21 protein-coding genes are annotated in these 20,377 nt (G+C 54.2%); 11 read left to right on the top strand and 10 right to left on the bottom strand.

Annotated elements, in window-relative coordinates:
• Position 1 precedes the first annotated feature (1 nt).
• A complete protein-coding gene (locus EDM54_RS22195; RefSeq protein ID WP_259676344.1) occupies positions 2 to 97 on the top strand; it encodes an IS3 family transposase in 96 nt (31 codons plus the stop codon).
• A 116-nt stretch (positions 98 to 213) separates the two neighbouring features.
• Here EDM54_RS22195 and EDM54_RS22190 read toward each other — a convergent pair whose 3' ends face one another.
• Positions 214 to 1,074 (bottom strand): PHP domain-containing protein, encoded by an 861-nt coding sequence (locus EDM54_RS22190; protein ID WP_024985104.1) that lies wholly within the window; start codon positions 1,072 to 1,074, stop codon positions 214 to 216.
• A 105-nt stretch (positions 1,075 to 1,179) separates the two neighbouring features.
• Here EDM54_RS22190 and EDM54_RS22185 point away from each other — a divergent pair, with 105 nt between their 5' ends.
• Positions 1,180 to 1,548, top strand: a complete 369-nt coding sequence (locus EDM54_RS22185; protein ID WP_024985103.1) for a hypothetical protein — start codon at positions 1,180 to 1,182, stop codon at positions 1,546 to 1,548.
• Here EDM54_RS22185 and EDM54_RS22180 read toward each other — a convergent pair.
• The gene (locus tag EDM54_RS22180) at positions 1,509 to 2,426 is read right to left on the bottom strand and encodes an MBL fold metallo-hydrolase (RefSeq protein WP_122958794.1); all 918 of its coding nucleotides are present in this window, start codon (positions 2,424 to 2,426) and stop codon (positions 1,509 to 1,511) included. The genes EDM54_RS22185 and EDM54_RS22180 overlap by 40 nt on opposite strands.
• 29 nt (positions 2,427 to 2,455) lie before the next feature.
• On the bottom strand, positions 2,456 to 3,091 hold the full coding sequence (locus EDM54_RS22175) for a YitT family protein (protein ID WP_003386623.1): 636 nt from the start codon (positions 3,089 to 3,091) through the stop codon (positions 2,456 to 2,458).
• 209 nt (positions 3,092 to 3,300) lie between these two features.
• Here EDM54_RS22175 and EDM54_RS22170 point away from each other — a divergent pair, with 209 nt between their 5' ends.
• Together EDM54_RS22170 and EDM54_RS22165 are read left to right on the top strand one after the other, a co-directional pair.
• Positions 3,301 to 4,713, top strand: coding sequence for a hemolysin family protein (locus EDM54_RS22170; RefSeq protein WP_003386625.1), 1,413 nt, complete (start codon positions 3,301 to 3,303; stop codon positions 4,711 to 4,713).
• 106 nt (positions 4,714 to 4,819) lie between these two features.
• Positions 4,820 to 7,444 (top strand): UvrD-helicase domain-containing protein, encoded by a 2,625-nt coding sequence (locus tag EDM54_RS22165; protein ID WP_122958793.1) that lies wholly within the window; start codon positions 4,820 to 4,822, stop codon positions 7,442 to 7,444.
• A gap of 184 nt (positions 7,445 to 7,628) precedes the next feature.
• Here the strand turns inward: EDM54_RS22165 and EDM54_RS22160 are convergent, their stop codons facing one another.
• The 3 genes from EDM54_RS22160 to EDM54_RS22150 all read right to left on the bottom strand — a co-directional run bounded on the left by EDM54_RS22160 (position 7,629) and on the right by EDM54_RS22150 (position 11,034).
• The gene (locus EDM54_RS22160; protein ID WP_003386628.1) at positions 7,629 to 8,438 is read right to left on the bottom strand and encodes a methyl-accepting chemotaxis protein; all 810 of its coding nucleotides are present in this window, start codon (positions 8,436 to 8,438) and stop codon (positions 7,629 to 7,631) included.
• A gap of 4 nt (positions 8,439 to 8,442) precedes the next feature.
• A complete protein-coding gene (locus EDM54_RS22155; protein WP_003386630.1) occupies positions 8,443 to 9,678 on the bottom strand; it encodes an MFS transporter in 1,236 nt (411 codons plus the stop codon).
• Between the two features lie 90 nt (positions 9,679 to 9,768).
• A complete protein-coding gene (locus EDM54_RS22150; protein ID WP_122958792.1) occupies positions 9,769 to 11,034 on the bottom strand; it encodes an FAD-dependent oxidoreductase in 1,266 nt (421 codons plus the stop codon).
• A gap of 124 nt (positions 11,035 to 11,158) precedes the next feature.
• Between EDM54_RS22150 and EDM54_RS22145 the strand changes: the two genes are divergently transcribed.
• Complete coding sequence (locus tag EDM54_RS22145; protein ID WP_122958791.1) at positions 11,159 to 12,061, top strand: LysR family transcriptional regulator; 903 nt, start codon at positions 11,159 to 11,161, stop codon at positions 12,059 to 12,061.
• Between the two features lie 207 nt (positions 12,062 to 12,268).
• Here EDM54_RS22145 and fabI read toward each other — a convergent pair whose 3' ends face one another.
• The 3 genes from fabI to EDM54_RS22130 form a co-directional block, all read right to left on the bottom strand.
• Complete coding sequence (fabI, locus tag EDM54_RS22135; protein WP_003386635.1) at positions 12,269 to 13,042, bottom strand: enoyl-ACP reductase FabI; 774 nt, start codon at positions 13,040 to 13,042, stop codon at positions 12,269 to 12,271.
• Positions 13,043 to 13,148: 106 nt separating this feature from the next.
• Positions 13,149 to 13,316: a hypothetical protein gene (locus tag EDM54_RS26605; protein WP_155808021.1), complete on the bottom strand. Its 168-nt coding sequence runs from the start codon at positions 13,314 to 13,316 to the stop codon at positions 13,149 to 13,151.
• Between the two features lie 75 nt (positions 13,317 to 13,391).
• A complete protein-coding gene (locus EDM54_RS22130) occupies positions 13,392 to 14,129 on the bottom strand; it encodes a ZIP family metal transporter (protein ID WP_003386637.1) in 738 nt (245 codons plus the stop codon).
• Positions 14,130 to 14,337: 208 nt separating this feature from the next.
• On the opposite strand from EDM54_RS22130, the gene EDM54_RS22125 reads away from it, so the two are divergent.
• Entirely contained in the window at positions 14,338 to 14,961 is a 624-nt protein-coding gene (locus EDM54_RS22125) for a MerR family transcriptional regulator (protein ID WP_122958789.1), read from the top strand.
• Between the two features lie 150 nt (positions 14,962 to 15,111).
• Positions 15,112 to 16,200, top strand: coding sequence for an HD-GYP domain-containing protein (locus tag EDM54_RS22120; protein WP_003386640.1), 1,089 nt, complete (start codon positions 15,112 to 15,114; stop codon positions 16,198 to 16,200).
• Between the two features lie 149 nt (positions 16,201 to 16,349).
• Here EDM54_RS22120 and EDM54_RS22115 read toward each other — a convergent pair whose 3' ends face one another.
• A complete protein-coding gene (locus EDM54_RS22115) occupies positions 16,350 to 17,033 on the bottom strand; it encodes a TerC family protein (protein ID WP_122958788.1) in 684 nt (227 codons plus the stop codon).
• A gap of 131 nt (positions 17,034 to 17,164) precedes the next feature.
• Here EDM54_RS22115 and EDM54_RS22110 point away from each other — a divergent pair, with 131 nt between their 5' ends.
• The 4 genes from EDM54_RS22110 (at position 17,165) to EDM54_RS22095 (ending at position 20,314) form a co-directional block, all read left to right on the top strand.
• The gene (locus EDM54_RS22110) at positions 17,165 to 17,686 is read left to right on the top strand and encodes a hypothetical protein (protein WP_003386642.1); all 522 of its coding nucleotides are present in this window, start codon (positions 17,165 to 17,167) and stop codon (positions 17,684 to 17,686) included.
• 155 nt (positions 17,687 to 17,841) lie between these two features.
• Complete coding sequence (gene pdxR, locus EDM54_RS22105; protein ID WP_122958787.1) at positions 17,842 to 19,260, top strand: MocR-like pyridoxine biosynthesis transcription factor PdxR; 1,419 nt, start codon at positions 17,842 to 17,844, stop codon at positions 19,258 to 19,260.
• Entirely contained in the window at positions 19,257 to 19,997 is a 741-nt protein-coding gene (locus tag EDM54_RS22100; RefSeq protein ID WP_122958786.1) for an AzlC family ABC transporter permease, read from the top strand. The genes pdxR and EDM54_RS22100 overlap by 4 nt, the downstream gene beginning before the upstream one ends.
• Positions 19,994 to 20,314 carry a branched-chain amino acid transport AzlD family protein gene (locus tag EDM54_RS22095; RefSeq protein WP_003386645.1) on the top strand — a complete coding sequence of 107 codons (321 nt, stop codon included), beginning with the start codon at positions 19,994 to 19,996 and terminating at the stop codon, positions 20,312 to 20,314. Before EDM54_RS22100 ends, EDM54_RS22095 begins: the two co-directional genes overlap by 4 nt.
• Positions 20,315 to 20,377: the final 63 nt, after the last annotated feature.

Raw genomic sequence — 20,377 nt, 5'->3', positions numbered from 1 at the left:
AATTGAGGAATATATTCAATTCTACAACCAAAGTCGACCACAACGAAAATTAAAAAGGCTGACGCCTGTTGAATTCAGACGTCAGCTGTCGGTCTAACGGTCGGGTTTTTTCTTACTGTCCACTAAATGGGGTCTTGACCACATCCGATGCGGGGCTTCCTTTTTTTCAAATCTGTACTACAACTTTGTACCTCAAGTCAGCACTACAAGCCGCTACTCCCCTTGCCTCTTCCGCTTACCCGCAATCTCCCGCAGCCTTTCCACCGCATCATATGGCGCGGTATGCGTACCAAGCATCGCGTGAAACGGCTCCTCGCCGCGCCAGCCGTGGAAATCCGAGCCGCCGGTCATGACCAGACCATGCGCCTCAGCCCAGCGCTGATACTGCTCCCTTTGCTCCTGGCTGTTGTCCGGGTGCCACACCTCGATGCCATCCAGACCGAACGCAATCAGCTCCTGCACAAGCTCGTCGTCATCGTACAGCCCGGGATGGGCCAGCACAGCGACGCCGCCTGCTTCCTTGATCAGCGTGATCGCCTCCTGAGGGGTAATCCGCGGCGGGTTGACGTACGCCTTTCCCTCTTTCCCCAGATAAACGGCAAAGGCTTCGTCGATCGACTGAACCACGCCCAGCTCGATCATCTCCTCCGCGATATGCGGCCGTCCGATGTTTTTATCTTCGCCTGACTTGCGCCGGTAGACTCCTTCCAGCGTGATCGGTATGCCCAGCTCCTGCAGGCGAGCGATCATCAGCTTGTTTCGCTCATGTCTTGTATCGCGCAGGCCGGACAGCCTCTGGAGAAAAGCCTGGTCCTCGTACGGTATAAAATACCCCAGCACATGGATGTCCTGTCCGCGCGCCAGCGAGCTCACCTCGACGCCGGGAATGACTTCAACAGCTTGTCCCAACTGCCCGGCTGCTTCCAATGCTGCCGGAATGCCGGCAACCGTGTCGTGATCCGTAATGGCCACGGCAGCCAATCCCGCTTCGGCGGCCAGACGCACGTTTTCATGCGGCTCGCATGTGCCGTCTGAAGCCCGGGTGTGTGTATGCAAATCCGCTCGTTTGTTCATGGAAGTTTTCTCTCCTTCTTTCCCCTTGTCTGTCATTCTGAATCCGAACTCCCCTACATATGATTAGGCAAAACGCTTTTACTACATATGCCAAGGAGGATGTCCATGCGGTTAAAGAGCAAAAACCTGACCGGTGTCGTCCAGCCGCTTTCCTTTGTCGACAAGATGCTGCGGCAGCAGGGCTTTTCCCCATCCGGCGGGGACACCCCCACCTATGATGTCGTTATTTACGATTCCGCTACCAGCAGTTCTTATTTTCTCCGCATTCCCGCCAATCCTGTGAGCAAGCCGTCCCACACCGGTGAGATGACCGTCAAATTGGGCCACCCCTATCTTGAGGCAAAACTGATCTTTCATACCGAACAAGAAGAGTATTCCGTTATTCCCAAGGAAATACGCCAAGCCGCCGAGCACAAGCTGGCTGAAATCGGGGACTACCTATCGAGGCCGTCATGTTTCCCCCACAGCCACTGATTTGCGGCAAAGCGGTACCGGATCCGCTCTTCCTTTAACAACCCAATGAAATAGCCCATCAGCGCGGTACGGTAGAGCACGTAGCTCGTCGCGTTCTCAATGGAAATTTGTAAACGCTCACAGACGAGCGCCAGCGCTTGCTCCAGCGTCCGCTCTTCCGACAAAATTTCTTCGATCATCCCGTACAGCCTGCGATGACAATGAATGTTTTGCGTCAAAACCGCTTCCGGAGTGGTGGTGTATGGCCCGTGACCCGGCAAATAGCCGCGGTAATTCGATTCCAAAAGCTTGACTAAGCTTAGCAGGGTTTCGTGAGCATCGACCAAAAAAGGCAGCTTGTGCTTCTTCAAAGTTTCCTCGCCGAGAAAGCTGTCGGCGCTAAAGCAAATGCCATCGACAGCCAGTCCGACCTGATTCCAGCTGTGTCCAGGAAGGGGGATGACTTCAAAGCAGGTCTCATCAATTTCTACGCGGCCTTCTGTGGGCAAGAGGTGGTCGACGCGCGATGCTTCGGCGAGCAAAAATTTGTTGCGCAGCTCATCCAACGGCTGCGCTCCCATGCCCAGGTAGATCGGCTCCAGCAGCGGATAGCGGATGATCGCTTCCTCCAGCGGCGGAGCGTATACCTGTGCCGCTGGCCAACAGGATAACAGATAGGCATTGCCGCCAAAATGGTCGGCATGGGCGTGAGTCTGTACAATTGCGCTTAGCGGCTGGGCGATCGCGTCCAGCCCTTTCTTTATCTTTTTGGCTGTCTGGGTATCCAGCCCGGAATCAATCAGGATCGCGCCTGTTTTTCCCTGGACAAACCCGATATTGACGCTGCCGGGAAAGTATCCGACTGTTTCGGTGATCATCTCCAACGTATGCTGTGCCATCTGTCTCCCTCGTTTCTTCCTGTTTTTTCTTAGTTTCTCCATCTGCGCCCAGCTTCCCTGCCGAGCGGCCCGATTACGACATATGGAGGCTTCTTGAATCGCATGTTGTAAAAACCGTGGGTAAAAATGGCCACTGCGATGATGGTGCACATGGAAAAAACAGCGCGCTCGATCCCGATTGCGGGAAGCGAAATAGAGACAATGACTCCGTCGATCATCAAGATATACAACGCTACCGGCACCTTTGACCTCCGCGCCAAAAATTGTGCGATCAGATCGGTTCCCCCTGTGTTGGTCTGGTACGCCAGCATGAGACCGGTCCCCGCTCCGATCAGCGCTCCTCCGATTACCGCAGATGTCGGGAGCGTCCAGTTATTCCACGCTCTGAGCGGGGCAAATACGTCAATCATTAACGTTTCGATCAGCATTCCGTGAAAGCTCTGAAAAAACAACGGACGATCATAGGCAAACACCATCGCATAAACAGGTATGCTGCAAGCGATCATGACCAGGCCCGGGGGCCATTGAAAAAAATAGGTCGCCAACAGGCCAATCCCGATCATCCCCCCGTCCATCAAATGGTGCGGGACGAGAAACAGGTTTACCCCGACTGCTATCCCGATGCTCCCCAAAAGGATCGCCGCTCCCTTCTGTACCCATTCCATTCTTCTCGCCTCCAGGGACAGGGTTACTCGATTATCTTTATGTCCCCTGAAATCCGCGTATGTATGGAATTGCTCAAAACTGCAGGATAAAATCGGATGGTTTTGACTGTTTGCTTTCGTTATTGGTATACTATCCTTTAATAATGAAATCGAATGTTTCCCTCTTTGCTTTCGTACATTGAAAGGAAAGCGCAAAACGAGAATAACAAATGGAGGTGAATCTCCTCCTTTCGCCCATCGGCGGAAGGGTGGAGACTTTCTTGGAGAGTCCGATAGGGGAGATACTTCTGAATCTGCTGCTCGTTGTGTTTTTGGTACTGCTCAACGGTTTTTTTGTAGCAGCAGAATTCTCGCTGGTAAAAGTGCGTCAAACCCGTCTTGCCCAACTGGTGAGCGAAGGGAACAAATCCGCTGTCTATGCGCAGAAGGTAACGAAGCAGCTGGATGCCTACCTGTCGGCTTGCCAGCTCGGGATTACCCTGGCATCGCTCGGTTTGGGCTGGGTTGGCGAACCGGCTATATCCCAATACGTCGAACCCGTAATGGTTTCACTCGGTCTGCCGAACTATTTGGTCAGCCCTGTTTCGCTGGCGATCGCTTTTGGAATCATCACCTTCATGCACATCGTCTTCGGAGAACTCGCTCCCAAGTCGCTGGCCATTCAAAAGGCGGAGGCCGCCTCTCTCTGGACGGCTGGACCGCTGATGGTTTTCTACAAGCTCAGCTACCCGCTGATCTTGGTGCTCAACGGAACGGCGAACTTTTTTATCCGCCGCTTGGGGATTGAGCCTGCGACTGAAACGGATTTGGCGCATACCGAAGAAGAGATTCGCCTTTTGGTCAATCAAAGCCACAAAAGCGGTCATATCGATCAGACGGAGATGGCTTTGGTGGACAACGTCTTCGAGTTTTCGGAGCGTCTCGCCAGGGAAATCATGATCCCTCGCATCGATATGGTCTGTCTGTACGACGACAATACCTTTGCTGAAAATTTGGCAATTATGCGGGATTCCCGTCACTCGCGTTTCCCGGTCGCGCATGAAGACAAAGACCGGTTGATCGGCTTTGTCCACATCTCGGATTTCTACCTGTCTGCCCTGACCAACGGCAAGGCCGATTTAAAGGATTTCCTCCGCCCGCTCTTGACGGTGCCGGAATCCATGGAAATCAGCCATGTACTGCGGCTCATGCAAAAGCGGCGGTCGCAAATGGCGATCGTCATCGACGAGTACGGCGGAACAGCCGGACTGATCACGATGGAGGATATCCTCGAGGAGATCGTCGGGGACATTCAGGATGAATTCGACGAGAATGAGCGTCCTGACATCGAAAGCTCCAATAACGAGCTGTCCGTGTCCGGGAAAACGCTGTTGACGGAGTTGAACGACTATATATCTGTAGAAATTCACTCGGATGAGGTAGACACGATTGCCGGCTGGCTCTACAGCCAACTGAATGAAGAAGTAGCCGAAGGCAAATCGGTGCAGTACCAAAACTACATTTTTACGATTTCCGAGCTGGAGAACCACCGTATCACGCGAGTCGGGATCTCCTATCTGAGCGAGGAAGAACTGGTGGCAGATGATAGCGAAGACAACTACCTGCTGCACGCCCAGTCCTGACCTGTCACACACATAAGGCAAGTGTCCCCTGCCCGCAGGGGGCACTTCTTCTTTCCCTCATTGTGCGGAAGCGATCCGCAACACCCTCTCCATTCGAGGTGTCATGATGAAATTTGCACAGCTAGACGACCGGTTGATCCGGTTGCAACCCGATACATATTCGATGATTGCTGCTTGGCGCCTGGCCGCCCGGCGCGAAAAAGTGCGCTGTCTGCGATGCGGCGCACCTCTTCGGCTGTATGCCGGTGTAAGCTTTGATCCGCACTTTTTGCATCCGGAGGGCAGCACCTGCGATTGGGAAGCGTTGGACGAGCCTCCAGCCGAGTGGCTCGTTTCAGAAGCTCCGCCTGCCATTCAGGCTGCTTTTGCGGCTTCTTTGGAAACGGCAGCGGCAACGGAAGCGCTGTCTCATTCGGGCACAGGGGCAGCCGCTATTGGCGGGGCTGTAGATATTGCCGCCACTTCTGGAGCAGACAATAATGGTGCGAGGACTCGTGGACGCGCTGATTCGCAGCCTGCTGAATCTGCATCTTCTGCTGGAGCTTCCACCGCTGGGAATGGCGTTTCTGCCTTTGCCAACGGAACTCCCGCTACCGCAAACGGCGCTTCCGCCACTGCGAATGTCGCTTCCACCCTCCAAAACGACGCCGCAGTTCCTGCGAGCCAAACTGACGAGGAAGACGACACGATCACAGTAGGGGCCTTTCGCCTGCCAAAGAAGCGATCCATCCATGAAGCAGGCTCGGTCACAGTCCCTCCCCCGGCTCAGCCCAAACCGGCGCTTTTTCGCAAAAGGCTGGTGCCCAAAAAGGCGATCGAGCATTTGGCTGAGCGCCACGACGAGCCGCTTCACCCCCATCAGCGGGAGGCCATGCTTACGACCGACGGGCCGCTTTTGATTCTGGCCGGTGCAGGCAGCGGCAAGACGCGTGTGATGACGGCCCGAACCTCCCATCTCATCCGCGAGCTCGGCCTTTCTCCACGGCAGATCATGGTCGTGACGTTTACGACAAAGGCCGCTGAAGAGATCAAGCACAGGCTGGCCCGCCAGCTCCCTGCGCAGCAGGCCCGGGAGCTTGTTGCCGGTACGTTCCACAGCATTTTTTACCGGATGCTTCTGTTTCATCAGCCGGAGCGTTGGGATCAGCAAAGACTGCTGAAAAAGGACTGGCAAAAGTGGCGGCTCCTGCGCGAAAGCAATGCAATGAACATGCACGCGGAAATCGGACCGCGCAAAGAAAATGAAGTGATGGACGCGCTGGCGGTCATCAGCCGCTGGAAAAACGAATACCTCCTGCCCCAGCAAGCCGGATTGCGGGAGGCAAACGATGATGCCGAACGGCTGGCCCAGCTCCTTTATCCTCACTATGAAGAGGCGAAAAGACGGACGGGCTGGTTTGACTTCGACGACATGCTGATCGGCTGCTACGAGCTGCTCCGCCATCACCCCGACATTTTGCAGCGCTATCAGGAACGGATCACGCACGTGATGATCGACGAGTTTCAGGACATCAACCGCATCCAGTACGAGACGGTCAAGCTGCTGGCAGCGCCGCAGAACAACCTGTGCGTGATCGGCGATGACGACCAGTCGATCTACGGCTTTCGCGGGAGCGACCCGCAATACATACTCGGTTTTACAAAAGATTTTCCCCAGGCGAAAACAATTACACTGGAAGTGAACTACCGTTCCCGCTCCGCTATCGTCGGGCTCGGCTTTTCGCTGATCGGCCACAATCGGGCCCGCTGGCAAAAGGACTGCCTTTCCTTTCACTCCGAAGAAGGCGAAACGTATCTGTTCGAGCCGGACGACGAAGAGGAGCAAGCGGCCCGGATCGTAGACGAGATCAGCCACCGCATCCGCGAAGGCACACCAGTGGGAGAATGCGCGGTGCTTTACCGGACGAATGAGTCAGCCCGCCCTATTCTGGAGAGATTGAGCGAAGCCGGCATTCCCTTTCACTACTCGCAGGAGGAGGAATCGTTCTACCAGCGGCAAACCGTTCGCTGGGCACTGGCTTACTTGCGCTTGTCGCTTGACCCTGACGATTCGGCGGCATTGAAAGAAATTCTGCCAACGCTCTATATTTCCCAGGAGATGTGGAACGCTGTTCGCAGTCGAGCGATCCTGGAGGATGTCCCGATCCTGCACGTGCTGCCTGGAATGAACCACTGGAAGCCGTTTCAACGCAAGGCTTTGAAAACGATCACCGAGATACTGGCAGCCTGCGCTTCGTGTCCGCCGGCCCAGGCGCTGGAGCTCATATGCGAAGACGGCAAGCTGCGGGATTACCTGAAAAAGCGGGCAAAAGAGCGGGATGGCGGCCGGGAACGCTGGAGCGAGGAGCTGCAGCAGCTGATTGCGGCAGCCAAACGACACGATAGCGTAGGCGGATTTCTCCAGTACATCGACCGGATGGTCCAACAGGAAAAGGAGTGGCGCGAGGTTCAGCCACTCCCTGGGGAAGGAGTACACGTCTTGAGCATTCACCGGGCAAAAGGACTGGAGTTCGACCACGTCTTTCTGCCTGATCTCGTTGAAGGCTCCCTTCCTCATGAATACGCGCTGGACGCCGTGAGAAAAGGAAACAATGCCGCCCTTGAGGAAGAGCGGAGATTACTGTACGTCGCCATTACAAGGGCCAGATACTCCTTGAGTGTCGGAATCCCCCGCGAGCGCTTCGGACGAAAAACCAGGCCCTCCCGGTTCATCTCCGAAATGGGCCGATAAACGGTCGATGCCGCCGCCCATGTGGATCAGAAATTCTTCCATATTCGTAATGATCGGAAACAAGGCAAAGGCTCCCTTCCGCATGTTTGCTTCTAGCATGCGGATGACGGGAGCCTTTTATTCATCGCGGGAGGTTATTAAAGGCTGTTGGAAGGCCTTTATTATAGGCCGTTATTGAAGGCCGTTATTGAAATTTCGCCAGCTCTTTCAGCCTGTTTGCCATTTCCTCCAGCGACAGCAAGGCCGCATTGATCTGTTCAATGCTCGCGGCCATTTCCTGCGTAGCGGCCGATTCTTCCTCCACCTTTTTCAGCACCGTCGCCACCTTTTGCTTCATATCGTTCATGCCTTGCAAAATATTCTCAGCGGAATGGCGAGACTGTTCTGCAAGCGCTCGGATCTCTCCTGCCACGACGCCAAAGGTGCGGCCGTGCTGGCCGGCATGGGCTGCCTGGATGGATGCATTCAGCCCCAGGAGATTGCTTTGATTAGCGATGGAGCGGACGATATCCACGACCTTGGCATTCTCCTCGACGGCATGGACCACCGTCTCGCAGTTGGTGTTGATCTCTACAATGGAGCTGGCGAGCTGTTGAGCTGTAGCCGCTATATTTTGCGCCCACGATGTCATTTGCTCGACGGACGCAGCCAGCTCCTCGGACAAGACGGCTGTCCTCTCTTCCCGGTCACTGGAGAGGATCAGCGTCAAGGCTCCCTTCAGCACTCCCTCCTCATCTCTGACAGGCACGCTTATAGCGTGAAACGCGATGCCAAATCGGGATGACTCTCGCGGGACTGTCTGGCGGATCGACTGCCCCCCTTCGAGGGTCTTGTACGTAATGGATTGCCTATTCACTTCATGGTCGACAGTCAAGCCAAGGTGGATCTCTCCTTCTCTGTAGTACCTGATGTGCGTCAAATCTGCAAGAGCCACAGTGGCCTTCGGAAACAGCAGGGACAATGTAGGCATGCTTGCCAAAACCTTATCGATCATGGAATTATGCACCAGCCCGTTTGGCCTGTCCCGGTTCAAGCCCGTCGGCTGCGGCTTCTTCTTTTACCAGCAGGATGATGAACGCCCCTAGCAAGGGACCGATCGCCAGCGTTAAAAATGCAAAGAAATAGCTGTTTGTCGCATCGAGTACGGCGCCGACGGCAAGCGGCGAGATGAGCGAGCCCAGCTGCCAGATCGTGTTGACAAAGCCTGTCGCGGTCCCGACAAGTCGGCGCGGGACCAATTCGCCGATGTAATTGTTCATGATCGGGCTGTAGACAAAGGCAGCCACGCCGAGAATCGCCGCAACCACATAGAGCATGCTGGCACTAGTTGTCATCGCAAACCACATCAGCACCGGACCAAACAAGAAGAGAACGATAAAGAGCAAGGTTTTCCGTTTTACCTTCAACACATCCGACAAGATCCCGATGACCGGCTTGCACAGTAGAGCGGTTACTCCGTAAATCGACATGATTACACCTGCTTCTACGAGGGAGATGCCCAAGCCTTTGTTCATGTACGTGTTGGCCCAGGTTGCCGTGCCCCATGTGGCCCACATCGCGCAAAATCCGGCGAATCCGGTAACCATCAGATTGCGGTTTTTAAACAAATGGGCGACGTCTTTCCAGAACGCAGCAGAGGATTCCGCCTGTGCCCGCTGCTCGGCGGCAGAGGTCTTTTCCCGCAGGAAAAAGTATCCGAGAACAAGTCCCAGCAGCGGCAAAGCACCAGCTACGAAAAAGGCCGTTTTCCAGCTATAGCTGTTGGCAACTGTCGGTACAAACATGTTTACTACCGATACCCCCAGGGAGGAGGCGGTCATAAAAAAGCCCATCGCGGTTCCCCGTCCCTTTGCCGGGAACCAGTCAAAGATGGCCCGCACACATGCGGAAAATACCGCCCCTGAACCAAGTCCGGCCAGGACCCTCATAGCAAAGCCTGTATGATAGCTATTGATCAATCCCATCGAAACCGTAAACAGACCCATAACGAAAAACGAGCCCAGCAGCACTTTGCGATAGCCAAACCGGTCGGTGAGCAATCCGCCAGGCAGCTGCGTGATCACGTAGCCGATGTAAAAGGCGGTCATGTAGCTGCCCGCTTCTGCCTTGGACAGCCCCAGATCCTGGGAAGCGAGCGGCATGATCGGCGGCCAGGACAGCCTGTCCACAAAAGAGAAGAGAAAAGCCATCCATACGATGAGCAAAACGCCCATCTGCCATCTTCGTTCGTTCATTTTGTATCACTCCATTTCATTCTCTCAAACTTTTTTAGTAGAGTTAAATTTATTACTTACCTAACTATAACGCATTAACAGTATGTTTTTTTATAAAATCGCTTCCTGGCGGAGCAATTCGGAGCGTACCGACTGGTAGTCACTTGCGTCCTGCTGTCCGTGAAGCGCCGCTGCCACACCCGCAGCCTGTCCCGTTGCAAACGCCGTTCCCATGACACGGGCGGAAGCGAACGCCAGCGGATCACAATCGATGATCCGGCCTGCGGCCCACAGATTGCCAACGCCTTTGACCTTGAGCGAGCGGAGTGGAATATCGTAAAAAGACTTGTCCTTGATCTCATGCCAGACGTTGGGCTTTCCCGGTTCCGGGTGCAGCTCTACCGGCCAGCCGCCGCGGGCGATTGCATCGGCTTGCCGTCTCGCCTGGAGCACGTCGTCCCCGGTCAGCGTGTATTCCCCCACGATATGTCTCGTCTCCCTGATACCGATCTGCGGGCCAGTCTGCACCAAGTAGGCGCTTTCAAAACCGGGCAGGTACCTTTTGAATGCTTCCAAATAAGCCCATGCCTGCCGTCTGCCGGACAGCTCAGCCTTGGTCATGCTGCCCGCTTCCAGTCCGTTTACCTCTTCATCGCACAGGATCGCGAGTACATCCTGATTTCCTCCGGGCATGCGGACGATCGTTCCCAGCTCCTTGGTCAGCCCCTCGATTCCATCCGCTTTTCCTTTCAGAACGGCCTGCTCTACCTGCAGAGGATGAGCATGCGCGCCAGTTGCTACTCCGCCGATCCGGATCATCAGCGTGGCTGACTGCAAATGGCCTTCCGCGTTTCCAAAGATGACTTCCCCTCCCGACAGACTGGCCAGATCGCCTTCCCCGCTGGCATCGACAAAAGCGGATGCTTCAATCGTGAACATACCGGCATGATCCACGCATTGAATGGCGGAAATCCTCCCTCCGCTCGTCTCCGCTCCAATCACTTGAGCGTGCAGCAAAGGCTCCACCCCCGCTTCCGTCACACAGCGGTCCAGCGCCAGCTTGGTCACTTCGGGATCGAGCAGAACGATTACGGTTCCTGTACGCGCTGTTCGCCTCGGGCCTTCATACATGCCCAAGCGGGCGAGGTGGTTCAGGACGTTTTGGCCAACGCCGCCGACAATTTGCTCAGGCGGCTCTCCCTGCGTAAAAAAACCGCAGTAGGTCAATACAGAGCTGTGAGTCGCCGCACCTCCAAAGTACGGGTTGCGGTCGATCAGGATCGTCCTTGCCCCAGTCTGAGCCGCCCCTACGGCTGCCCCGACACCGGCCGCGCCACCTCCCACTACAGCGACATCAAAGGTAAGCTTTCTTTGCATCTGTCTGTCTCCTTTTGAGTGAATTTGATTTGTCCCAAATTTACAAAATATTTGTTTATTCGTTCAATCGATCTTTCCGATACAGTTAATAACTAGGACTAATAAATCAAAGGAGACTTGCCCTATGGAACTCCACCAGTTTGAATATGTCCTGGCCGTGGAGAAACATCGCCATTTTTCACGAGCCGCCGAAGCAATTTCCATCTCTCAATCTGCCCTCTCCCAACAGATCAGAAAGCTGGAAGAAGAGCTCGGAATCGTTCTTTTCGAGCGAACCACCCGCAGCATTCAGCCTACTCCTGCGGGCTTGGAATTCGTCCAATACGCCAAGCGGATCATCGGGGAGGTAGAGCGCGTCAAGCAAGCGATGCAGGCCCACCGGACACTGGAGCGTGGGAAGGTCACGATCGGAGCCGTACCGATCCTCGGCTATCTCGGACTGACCCCCGCTATCGCCGGTTTTCGCAAGTCCTACCCCGGAATTGATCTGGAGATACGCGAAGCGACCAGCGACCATCTTCTTCAGTGGCTGCATGCCGGGGACATTGACCTGGCCCTCACTACCTTTTCCCTGCATCACGATACGGATGAACACATTCACTTCCTTCCCTTGCTTGAGGACCAATTGGTGCTGGTGACAAGCCACTATCATCCGCTTGCCCAGCGCAAAAAAATCGATTTGAGCGAAGCCGCTGACGAACCCTTCCTTGCGATCAAGGCAAGCCATTTCATGCGCAACATTTGTGAGCACGCATGCGAAGAGGCCGGCTTTACGCCGACCATCATTGTCGAGAGCAGTCAGGTTGAAACGATTTGCGGACTCGTCGAAGAGGGCATGGGCGTGGCCCTATTTACCCATCGGGTCGCCAAGTGCTTTCCCCGCTCCCGCATCGCCGTCGTCCGGCTGAAAAAGCCTTTCACCAAAATTACGGGAATCGCGCTTTCCCGGAACCACCTTCTCACTCCGGCAGCCAATGCATTCTGCCGCTTTTTGCAGGAGTGGCAAAAGGAGCACGAGTGGCACTGATTTCACAAGCCGCCGCGATCCAAGTGCAAAACGGATGGCAACTACCCCATAAGCGACTTCAGGCAAAAACCACAGCCAAAAGAATCTCTATGCCGAAAAACAAACCGCAAAAACGAACAACAAGAAACGAACGGCAAAAAACAAACGACAAAAAACCCCCCGATATCGGATGAAAGTGTCCGTCGTTTCGGGGGGTGAAACTGTGTTTTATTTGCCCATGATGTTGTAGCCGGCATCCACGTGAATGATTTCGCCGGTGATTCCGCGGGACAGATGGCTCATCAGGAACAATGCCGTGTCCCCTACCTCTGATTGATCGATGGTGCGGCGCAGCGGCGCTCTTTCCTCGATCTCTTTCAGTACGCTGTTGAAGTTGCGAATGCCCTTTGCCGCGAGTGTGCGGATCGGACCCGCAGAGATGGCATTGACGCGGATGTTTTCTTTGCCCAGATCGCCCGCCAGGTAGCGAACAGAAGCGTCCAGCGCGGCCTTCGCCACACCCATGACGTTGTAATTGGGCACCACGCGCTCGCCGCCGAGGTACGTCAACGTTACGATGCTTCCGCCCTCCGTCATCAGCGGACGAGCAGCGCGGGCGACAGCGACCAGCGAGTATGCGCTGATGTCTTGGGCAAGGGCGTAGCCGTCACGGGAGGTATTGACAAACTCGCCTTCCAGCTCCTCCGTTCTGGCAAACGCGATGCAGTGCGCCAAGCCGTGAATGACGCCGACTTTTTCCTTGATTTGGGCAAAAGCGGCTTCTACTTCATCGTCCTTGGTCACGTCACAGTTGATCAAGAGCGATTCTTGTTCCAGCTCTTCCGTCAGCTTCGCCACGTTTTCGCGCAGGCGCTCTCCCTGATACGTAAAAATCAGATTGGCTCCCGCTTTGCTCAGGGATTGGGCGATTCCCCAGGCGATGCTGCGGTGGTTGGCGACACCCATGATCACGATATTTTTTCCTGCAAGCATGGTATTCATTATGTATCGGCCCCTTCCTACGTATTTCCCTGCCATTATAACCGATCTTGTCTGCGGTTACGAGCAAATTTAGGAACAAAACACGCAAAAGGGGCCAAGCAAAAGGCTACTCTCCCTGCTGCATGGCTCGAGCGAGGTCATCGACAGGGGCGGCAGCGGAATTGGTAAACGCCCAAGCCTCTTCGACGGGATTCAGCGGTGTTCCGGTTGCCGGGAATTCCGCCTGCATGTTTGCCATCTCTTCCGTATCGGACATAGGCTGTTTGTTCTCCACGTTTCCTTCTCTCCTTTCGAAGATCGATACATGCTGCAAAAAGCATGTTCTTAGACTAACAAGCAGGAAACGTGTTTATGCATGCAGGTGCGCATTGCTGTGAAAAAATGTCATCAGCAAAAGATAAGCCACCATCCCGGCAAAAAAGAACAGTCCCTGTCCTCCTTTTCGCTCGTGGAGGATAAACGGCACCAGATGGCTGGCCGAGACGTAGAGAAAAACGCCTGTTGTCAGCGCCATCATCACAGGGACCCAGCCTTCTTGCAAAAAAGGCTCCGCGATCTGAAAACTCAGGGCCCCTGCCAGAGTAGCCGCCCCCAGCCCCGCCGCTCCCCAAAAAGCCTTTTTCCGCGAACGCGTGACAGCCAGCAGCAAGGAGGCAACGGTTACCCCATCCGGCACTTTATGCAAAAGCATGGCAAACAGCACGGACCATCCCAGTCGCTCGTCCATCCAGAAGCTTGCCAAAATCGAGATTCCCTCCACATACGAGTGAAGCAAAAATCCGGACAAAACTCCGATGATCCGGGCTGACCCCATCGCTCTCGTGTTATTTTCACCCGCATGCCCCATCCAATCGAGCAAAAACAAGCAGGAAAAGCCAATCAGGACAAACGGCATCACCCGCCCGCTTCCCACATGCAGTGTATGGGGAAGCAAATCAAGCAGGGTAATCGCCAGAAGCAAGCCCGCTCCTGCGCTGATCATTGCAAAGAGCGACTTTTCGGACCATGACCGCAAACAGAGCAAAAACCCGCCAATGCTGCTTGCCGCCGCGGCACTCAGCAGGACGACAAGGATGACTGGCTGCATGAGACCGCCTTCCCTTCTACCGGGTGTATCCCTTCCATTCTACGCGCCTGTCCGGGTCATTATGTGTCTCGACAAAGTGCGTCAGCCTATCCGAATTAGCCGAATTAGCACTAGTTTTTAGAACCTTTGTCGACAAGCTTTTTCCGGGAAAAAATGGTGCTATAATGAGGCCACCGGGAATACCTGAAGGGGAAAAGGAGTGATTCGAATGGATGTGCAAGTTTGGATGGCTTCCAAAGAAGTCGCAGATCGATTGGATGTTCATGTGCGGACGCTGAGAAATTGGCTGGAAATGTTCGTTCCGGCTCAGGAGCGGCTGAAAAATCCGCAGGGTCACTACCTGATCAGCGAGGCTGGATTTGCCCTGCTGAGTGAGGTGAAGCAGAGAAAAGACGAGGGAAACCACTCTTTGCGCGAGATACAGCGACAAATGATAGAGGAAGGCAAAATTACGGAGTGCATGGCTGCGGAAAGCGAGGTGGCTGCCGCTGACGGACAGGCTCTGTCTGTTTCCGGGCCAAATGCGCTTTCGCACTCCGTACAGGAAATGGAAATGACCGTATCGGAGGCCATCGTCCAATTTCAGCAGGAGCTGGCCCAGCTCTCTACGATGAACCAGCTACAGTCCACCATTCTGCAAAAAATGGCCGACATCGAGGAAATGCAGGAGTCTCTGCGTCTTGAAATGAGGCGGGTCACCTTTGAAATGGACTTGATGCAGCAGCGGTTGACACGCAGAAAGGAGCGGCTGGACAGGCATCAACCCCGCTGGTCTCTCAATCCCTTCCGCTGGTTTACTCGTTCAGACCGCAATCTGACAGCCGGACAGTAAAAAACACGTCTTTTTTCACGGATAAAAAGTCCTCCTTTTCTGACAAACAGGTTTCGAACACCCTGTCTTTTGTGCTATATTTTTACTATTCAAACTGGTTCTTCTTTCAGAACTTTTTGTATGTAAGCCAAGAGACAGGAGTCCTCATTTGTGAGAAAAGTAAGCATCCACTCTGCAAAGCCGGGAGAAATCATCGCCAAAACGATCTTTTTGGAAAATGGCAATGTCCTTTTGGGAAAAGGTGTCCAACTGACGGATCGGTACATTCAGCGCCTGATCAACATGGGTATTGATATTCTCTATATCGAAGACAAGCATACAGATGACATTGTCCCGGAAGACGCCATTCGAGATGAAACGCGCAAACACGCAGTCGATGCCGTCTACGCCACCATGACCGGCTTAATGGAGAACACCGTCCTGAAGCGGCGCACCTCTGTCCCTGATTTGGGACTTGCCTTTCAAAAGGTTTTTGGCGAAATCCTGACTGATCTGAGCAGCCGCCGCGACATCCTGGTCAACCTTTGCAGCCTGCATGTCTTGGACGGGTACTTTTTTCATCACGCCGTCAATGTGTCCGTGCTCGCCGGAATTATCGGGCTGGCCAAAGGGTACAACCAGCAGCAATTGATGGAGCTGGGAATTGGCGCGCTTCTGTTTGATATCGGGATGACCCAGCTGCCAAAAGAATTATGGAACAAGCGGACGAGGCTGAATGACGAGGAGAAGCAGCGGATCCGCTATCACACCGAGGATGGTTTCAATTTGCTGCGGAACCAGTACAACATCTCGCTCCTGTCTGCCCACTGCGCTCTTCAGCATCATGAACGCTACGACGGAACAGGCTATCCGCGCCAACTGGCCGACAAGCAAATCCATGAATACGCGCAAATAGTGGCGATCGCAGATGTGTTCGATGCTCTGATTTCGAAGCGCCCTTACCGGGACAGCTACTCTCCGAGCGAGGCGATTGAGCTGCTGTTTGCTGCCGGGAACAGCATGTTCGATCTGGAATTGGTCAAGCTGTTTTTGCAGCATGTCGCGATATATCCGATCGCCTCGACTGTCACTCTCAATACTGGGCAGATCGGTGTCGTGTCTGCAGTGAACCCGTTGGCTGTAAACCGGCCGACGATCCGGATTCTCCGGGAAGCAGACGGCTCTCCCGTGGCCGCGCCCTATGAGATGGACCTGTACAGCAAAGACTTCATGAGCATTACGATTGTCGATTCGGTGTGAGCAAGGAAAGACTGACAGCTCTTTTGTCGCCTTGAACAATGCCGGTGCAACTGTCTGTGCTGGTACGCATTACATATTGCAGCATTCCAAGAAAATACAAAAAAGCTGGGCTCCACGTCCCAGCTTTTTCTATTTTGCAGCCACAAACATCAGGCCTGCTCTGCCGGTTTACTGCCGCCGCTTCGCTTTCGCTGAATAAACCCGAGCACTAACACGGCCGCAACGATCGCTATTTTGATCGCTGTCTCCACTCCGCTCAGCCCTTCTACCCAGTGCTTTACCACTTTTTCCTCAAAAATCATTTTGGCTGCCGCCCAGGCTAAAATGCCGGAGCCGATGTAAACGAGCCAAGGCAACCGTTCCATAGCCTTCAGGATCAGCTGGCTTCCGAAAACCATAATGGGAATGCTGATGACAAGACCAAGAATGATCAGGACCAGATCGCCGCCAGCCGCTCCCGCAATCGCCAGCACATTGTCCAGTCCCATCGTGACGTCTGCAATCACGATCGTCTTGACTGCCTGTACGAGGCTGTCGCTTGCGCTGATCTGTTCCTCGCCGTCATCCTCGAGCAGCAGCTTGTAGCTGATCCAGACGAGAATGAGCCCGCCGATCAGGTACAGATAAGGAATTTTCAACAAGTAAACAGCAAGTGCTGTCGCCAAAATGCGCACAATAATAGCCAGACCGGTCGCCCAAAAGATCGCCTTTTTCCGATGCGCCGGCGTCAGCTTTCGACAAGCGATGGCAATCACGACTGCATTGTCCCCGCTCAATACTATGTTAATCGTAATAATAAGCAACAGTGCCGAAAAAAATCCTGCATCCAACAATGCCTGCGCCCCCCTGTTGGTGAGTAGTGTGCCACGTTTGCCGGGTAAAAAAACAATCCCTATCCTATGCCTGTCCAGGGTTGTTGTCAACCTCTTATTTCAGTATGATGGTAACGAGGAGGGTTGTCGAAATGTCGAAACAATTCGTTATCGAAGCGATCATGTTGGCCATCTACGGGGAATTGATGGCTCCTTCGCAACCTGCAGATTATTATATCCCTTCGTCGACAATCTACGAGCTGGAAGAGTTCATTCATAGTCCCGAACCGATTATGCCGGACCCAGACGATGATTTTCACGTGCGAAGGGTAATGCGAGAGATGAGTCAGTTTTTTGACGATCCGTTTAACCGCAAACGACTGGAAAAAGGGTTGATCGCTCCCTGGTCGACGATTCCCTTCACATTTCCGAACGGTGTCACGCTGCATGTGGTAAAGGTGGATGACAACGAGATGTGGGGCGAACTGTTTGATCCGGTGGAAACACAGCTGCTGCTTACCGCGATGCGGTTTGAAATTCCACTTGTCACAGACCAGCCTGATTTTCAGGACCGCATTCTGGAATACGTCGTCCCCGTCCAATTTTACGATATTGACGACTTTGAATTTGCGTTGGAACAAGGCATCTCTTTACATGAACTGCGGGACCCGTAAGGACTGTCCGCTGTCAAAACGAAGCGCACAAAACCGGCACAGCCACTGGCCTGACCGGTTTTTTGGCTTTTTATAGATTGAAAATTGGCTCTTTTATTTATTTTTGGAAGAGCGTATAATATTGAGCAATAGACTGGTGAAAAAGAGGCGACAGCATGGGGCGCAAAGCACTTTATACAAAGATCTACAATCAATTGCGCTATCAAATTTTAAGCGGGGAGCTGGCAATTGGCTCCCCTTTGCCTCCCGAGAGAAAGCTGGCCATGCAGCTCGGAGTCAGCCGCAACACGATCGTCAGGGCTTATGCAGAGCTGGAGGCGGAAGGGATCATCGCCAGCAGGATGGGCAGCGGACGTTATGTGGAGGCTCTTACTCCCGCCCCCGCGAGAATCGACTGGCATTTTCATGCGCTCGGCACACTCGCCCCTGCCCCCTCCCACATGGCTGAGCTTTTAGGCGTAACGGACAAATACCCGGATATCATTAACTTTGCCCATGGCGACGGCGGCAAGCACACCCTGGAATCGTCGGGCTTCCCCGATTACGTCAAAAGTACGGCAGAGCAGCTTCACTCCTACTACTTCACCTCTGTCCAGGGGCTGCCGGAGCTTCGCGAGCATCTTGTGAGCTGGATGGACATGGAACAAATTTCCTCGCCGGAGCAGGTGGTCATCACCAGCGGCTCGCAGGAAGGACTCTACCTGATCGCTTCGCTTTTAGCGCGTCCTGGCGATCTCGTCTTGACGGAAATGCCCACCTACTTCGGCTCGCTGCAGCTTTTTCAATCGCTCGGGATGCAGGTTGTCCCTGTCCCGATGGATGCGGACGGCCTGCGGGTAGATGTACTGGAAAGGATCTTGAGCCATTGCCGGCCGCGATTTCTTTACACCGTCCCAACCTACCACAACCCGACCGGATGGACGATGTCGGCCATCCGGCGCAAGCAACTGCTGGCTTTGAGCGAAAAATACGGGCTTCCCATCGTGGAGGACGATGCCTACCGTCACCTCCATCTCGACAAAGAACCCCCGCCCGCCTTAAAAGCGCTGGATCATTCGGGCCATGTCGTATATTTGAACACGTTCTCGAAGCTGCTCTTCCCCGGACTGCGGATCGGATGGGTGGCGGCCAACCGCAAATTGGCCCAACTGCTCACCCGGATGAAGGAGCTGTCTATCACTACAAATACGCTGGGCCAGCTCGCTCTGGCTGCATACCTGCGAAACGGCGCTCTACGGCCGCATCTGGAAAACGCTCGCTTGCAATACAGTGAACAGGCGGCCATCATGGAAAGTCATCTGGACCGCTTCAGCCCGCTGGGAATTCGGTATGAGCGACCCAAGGGCGGGTTCTACTTCTGGGTCTCCCTGCCGGAAGAGATCAACCCGCGCAAGCTGATGGCCAGATGCCTGGAGCGAGGCGTTTCCTTTACCTGCGGCGACATGTTTCTCTTGCGGGAGGCCGAGCAGCCATACATCCGTCTCTGTTTTACCCATGAGCGCTCGGAAAAAATTGATCGAGGCATGAAAATCATTGCAGAGGTTCTGCAACAAGGAAAGGAGCTGCAAATATGAAAAACGCATCCCCCTCAACGTCCAGTTGGACGGAAGGCCTGATCGACTCTTTGCCGATCACCGCCAGCTACATCATTTACGGAGCCATCTTTGGAATGCTGGCCGGGCAGGCCGGTCTTACCTCTTGGGAAAGCATCGCGATGTCTGTGCTTGTCTACTCCGGAGCTTCCCAATTTGCCGGCAGCTCGCTCATTGCTGAACAGGCAAGCGTCTGGGCCATCATCTTGACTACTTGTCTGTTAAACCTGCGCCACTTTCTGATGGGCTTGTCAATCTCGCCTCATTACCAGCGTTTTTCCACTGCTCAAGTAAACGGGCTCGCCTTTTTTCTCACGGATGAGCAGTACGCGCTCACACTCAACCGTTTTCGCCACCGCGAAAGCGATGTTCCATATATTCTCAGCGTCAGCGTTGCCCTTTACGCAGGCTGGTGCGGCGGTACTTGGATCGGAACGGCAGCGGGCGCCTGGATACCCGATCCGGCTTCGCTCGGACTCGGCTTCAGCTTTACGGCCATGTTCCTCGCCCTCGCCTATTACCAGCTATCGTCGCTCCTGCGCATTTTTGCCTTTTTGCTGTGCGGGGCGGCGTCTGTTTTCCTGTCGTTTGTAGTGCCAAATGGCTTGCCGGTTTTGATCGCCGGATGCCTCGCCTTTGCCATCGGGTATTTCTGGCCGACACAGGAAGACGGAGATCAGACTGCCGCCGAAGAGACGAGAGGAGTTGAATCCGCATGACGACACAGACCCTTTTGCTGTTTCTGGGGATGGGCGTGCTCACCTATATTTCGCGCAGGGCGTTTCTCCGTCTGCCGAGCAAGCATTTTTCACCCCGCTTAAAAAACGGTCTCAGCTTTATTCCTTTGGGCATTTTTGCGTCCCTCATTTTTCCTTCTCTGTTTGTGCAGTCCGGCAGCTTTGTCATTCAGCCCTTGCTGCTGATCGCCAGCCTCGTCTGTCTGGGTGTTATGGCCCTCAGCAAGAATGTATTCCTCAGCTTTGGCGTAAGCCTCGGGCTCGTCGTTGTTGTCTCGCTGGGTCTGTTTTCCTGGTAAGGCACGGAGTTGAGAAAAATTCCCTCCCGATCCCGTTTGACCGTGGTACAATAAGGGTATAGA

This window comes from Brevibacillus borstelensis, assembly GCF_003710865.1.
GTDB lineage: Bacteria > Bacillota > Bacilli > Brevibacillales > Brevibacillaceae > Brevibacillus > Brevibacillus borstelensis.
Note: the sequence above shows the minus strand (reverse complement) of the source record. Positions and strands in the feature narration are given on the sequence as shown.

Coding starts and splice junctions, on each gene's coding strand:
- EDM54_RS22125 (WP_122958789.1), top strand. CDS start 14,338: ATGGATGTGCAAGTTTGGATGGCTTCCAAAGAAGTCGCAGATCGATTG.
- EDM54_RS22185 (WP_024985103.1), top strand. CDS start 1,180: ATGCGGTTAAAGAGCAAAAACCTGACCGGTGTCGTCCAGCCGCTTTCC.
- EDM54_RS22110 (WP_003386642.1), top strand. CDS start 17,165: ATGTCGAAACAATTCGTTATCGAAGCGATCATGTTGGCCATCTACGGG.
- EDM54_RS22190 (WP_024985104.1), bottom strand. CDS start 1,074: ATGAACAAACGAGCGGATTTGCATACACACACCCGGGCTTCAGACGGC.
- EDM54_RS22180 (WP_122958794.1), bottom strand. CDS start 2,426: ATGGCACAGCATACGTTGGAGATGATCACCGAAACAGTCGGATACTTT.
- fabI (WP_003386635.1), bottom strand. CDS start 13,042: ATGAATACCATGCTTGCAGGAAAAAATATCGTGATCATGGGTGTCGCC.
- EDM54_RS22160 (WP_003386628.1), bottom strand. CDS start 8,438: ATGATCGATAAGGTTTTGGCAAGCATGCCTACATTGTCCCTGCTGTTT.
- EDM54_RS22155 (WP_003386630.1), bottom strand. CDS start 9,678: ATGAACGAACGAAGATGGCAGATGGGCGTTTTGCTCATCGTATGGATG.
- EDM54_RS22175 (WP_003386623.1), bottom strand. CDS start 3,091: ATGGAATGGGTACAGAAGGGAGCGGCGATCCTTTTGGGGAGCATCGGG.
- EDM54_RS22165 (WP_122958793.1), top strand. CDS start 4,820: ATGAAATTTGCACAGCTAGACGACCGGTTGATCCGGTTGCAACCCGAT.
- EDM54_RS22100 (WP_122958786.1), top strand. CDS start 19,257: ATGAAAAACGCATCCCCCTCAACGTCCAGTTGGACGGAAGGCCTGATC.
- EDM54_RS22095 (WP_003386645.1), top strand. CDS start 19,994: ATGACGACACAGACCCTTTTGCTGTTTCTGGGGATGGGCGTGCTCACC.
- EDM54_RS22170 (WP_003386625.1), top strand. CDS start 3,301: ATGGAGGTGAATCTCCTCCTTTCGCCCATCGGCGGAAGGGTGGAGACT.
- EDM54_RS22145 (WP_122958791.1), top strand. CDS start 11,159: ATGGAACTCCACCAGTTTGAATATGTCCTGGCCGTGGAGAAACATCGC.
- pdxR (WP_122958787.1), top strand. CDS start 17,842: ATGGGGCGCAAAGCACTTTATACAAAGATCTACAATCAATTGCGCTAT.
- EDM54_RS22150 (WP_122958792.1), bottom strand. CDS start 11,034: ATGCAAAGAAAGCTTACCTTTGATGTCGCTGTAGTGGGAGGTGGCGCG.
- EDM54_RS22130 (WP_003386637.1), bottom strand. CDS start 14,129: ATGCAGCCAGTCATCCTTGTCGTCCTGCTGAGTGCCGCGGCGGCAAGC.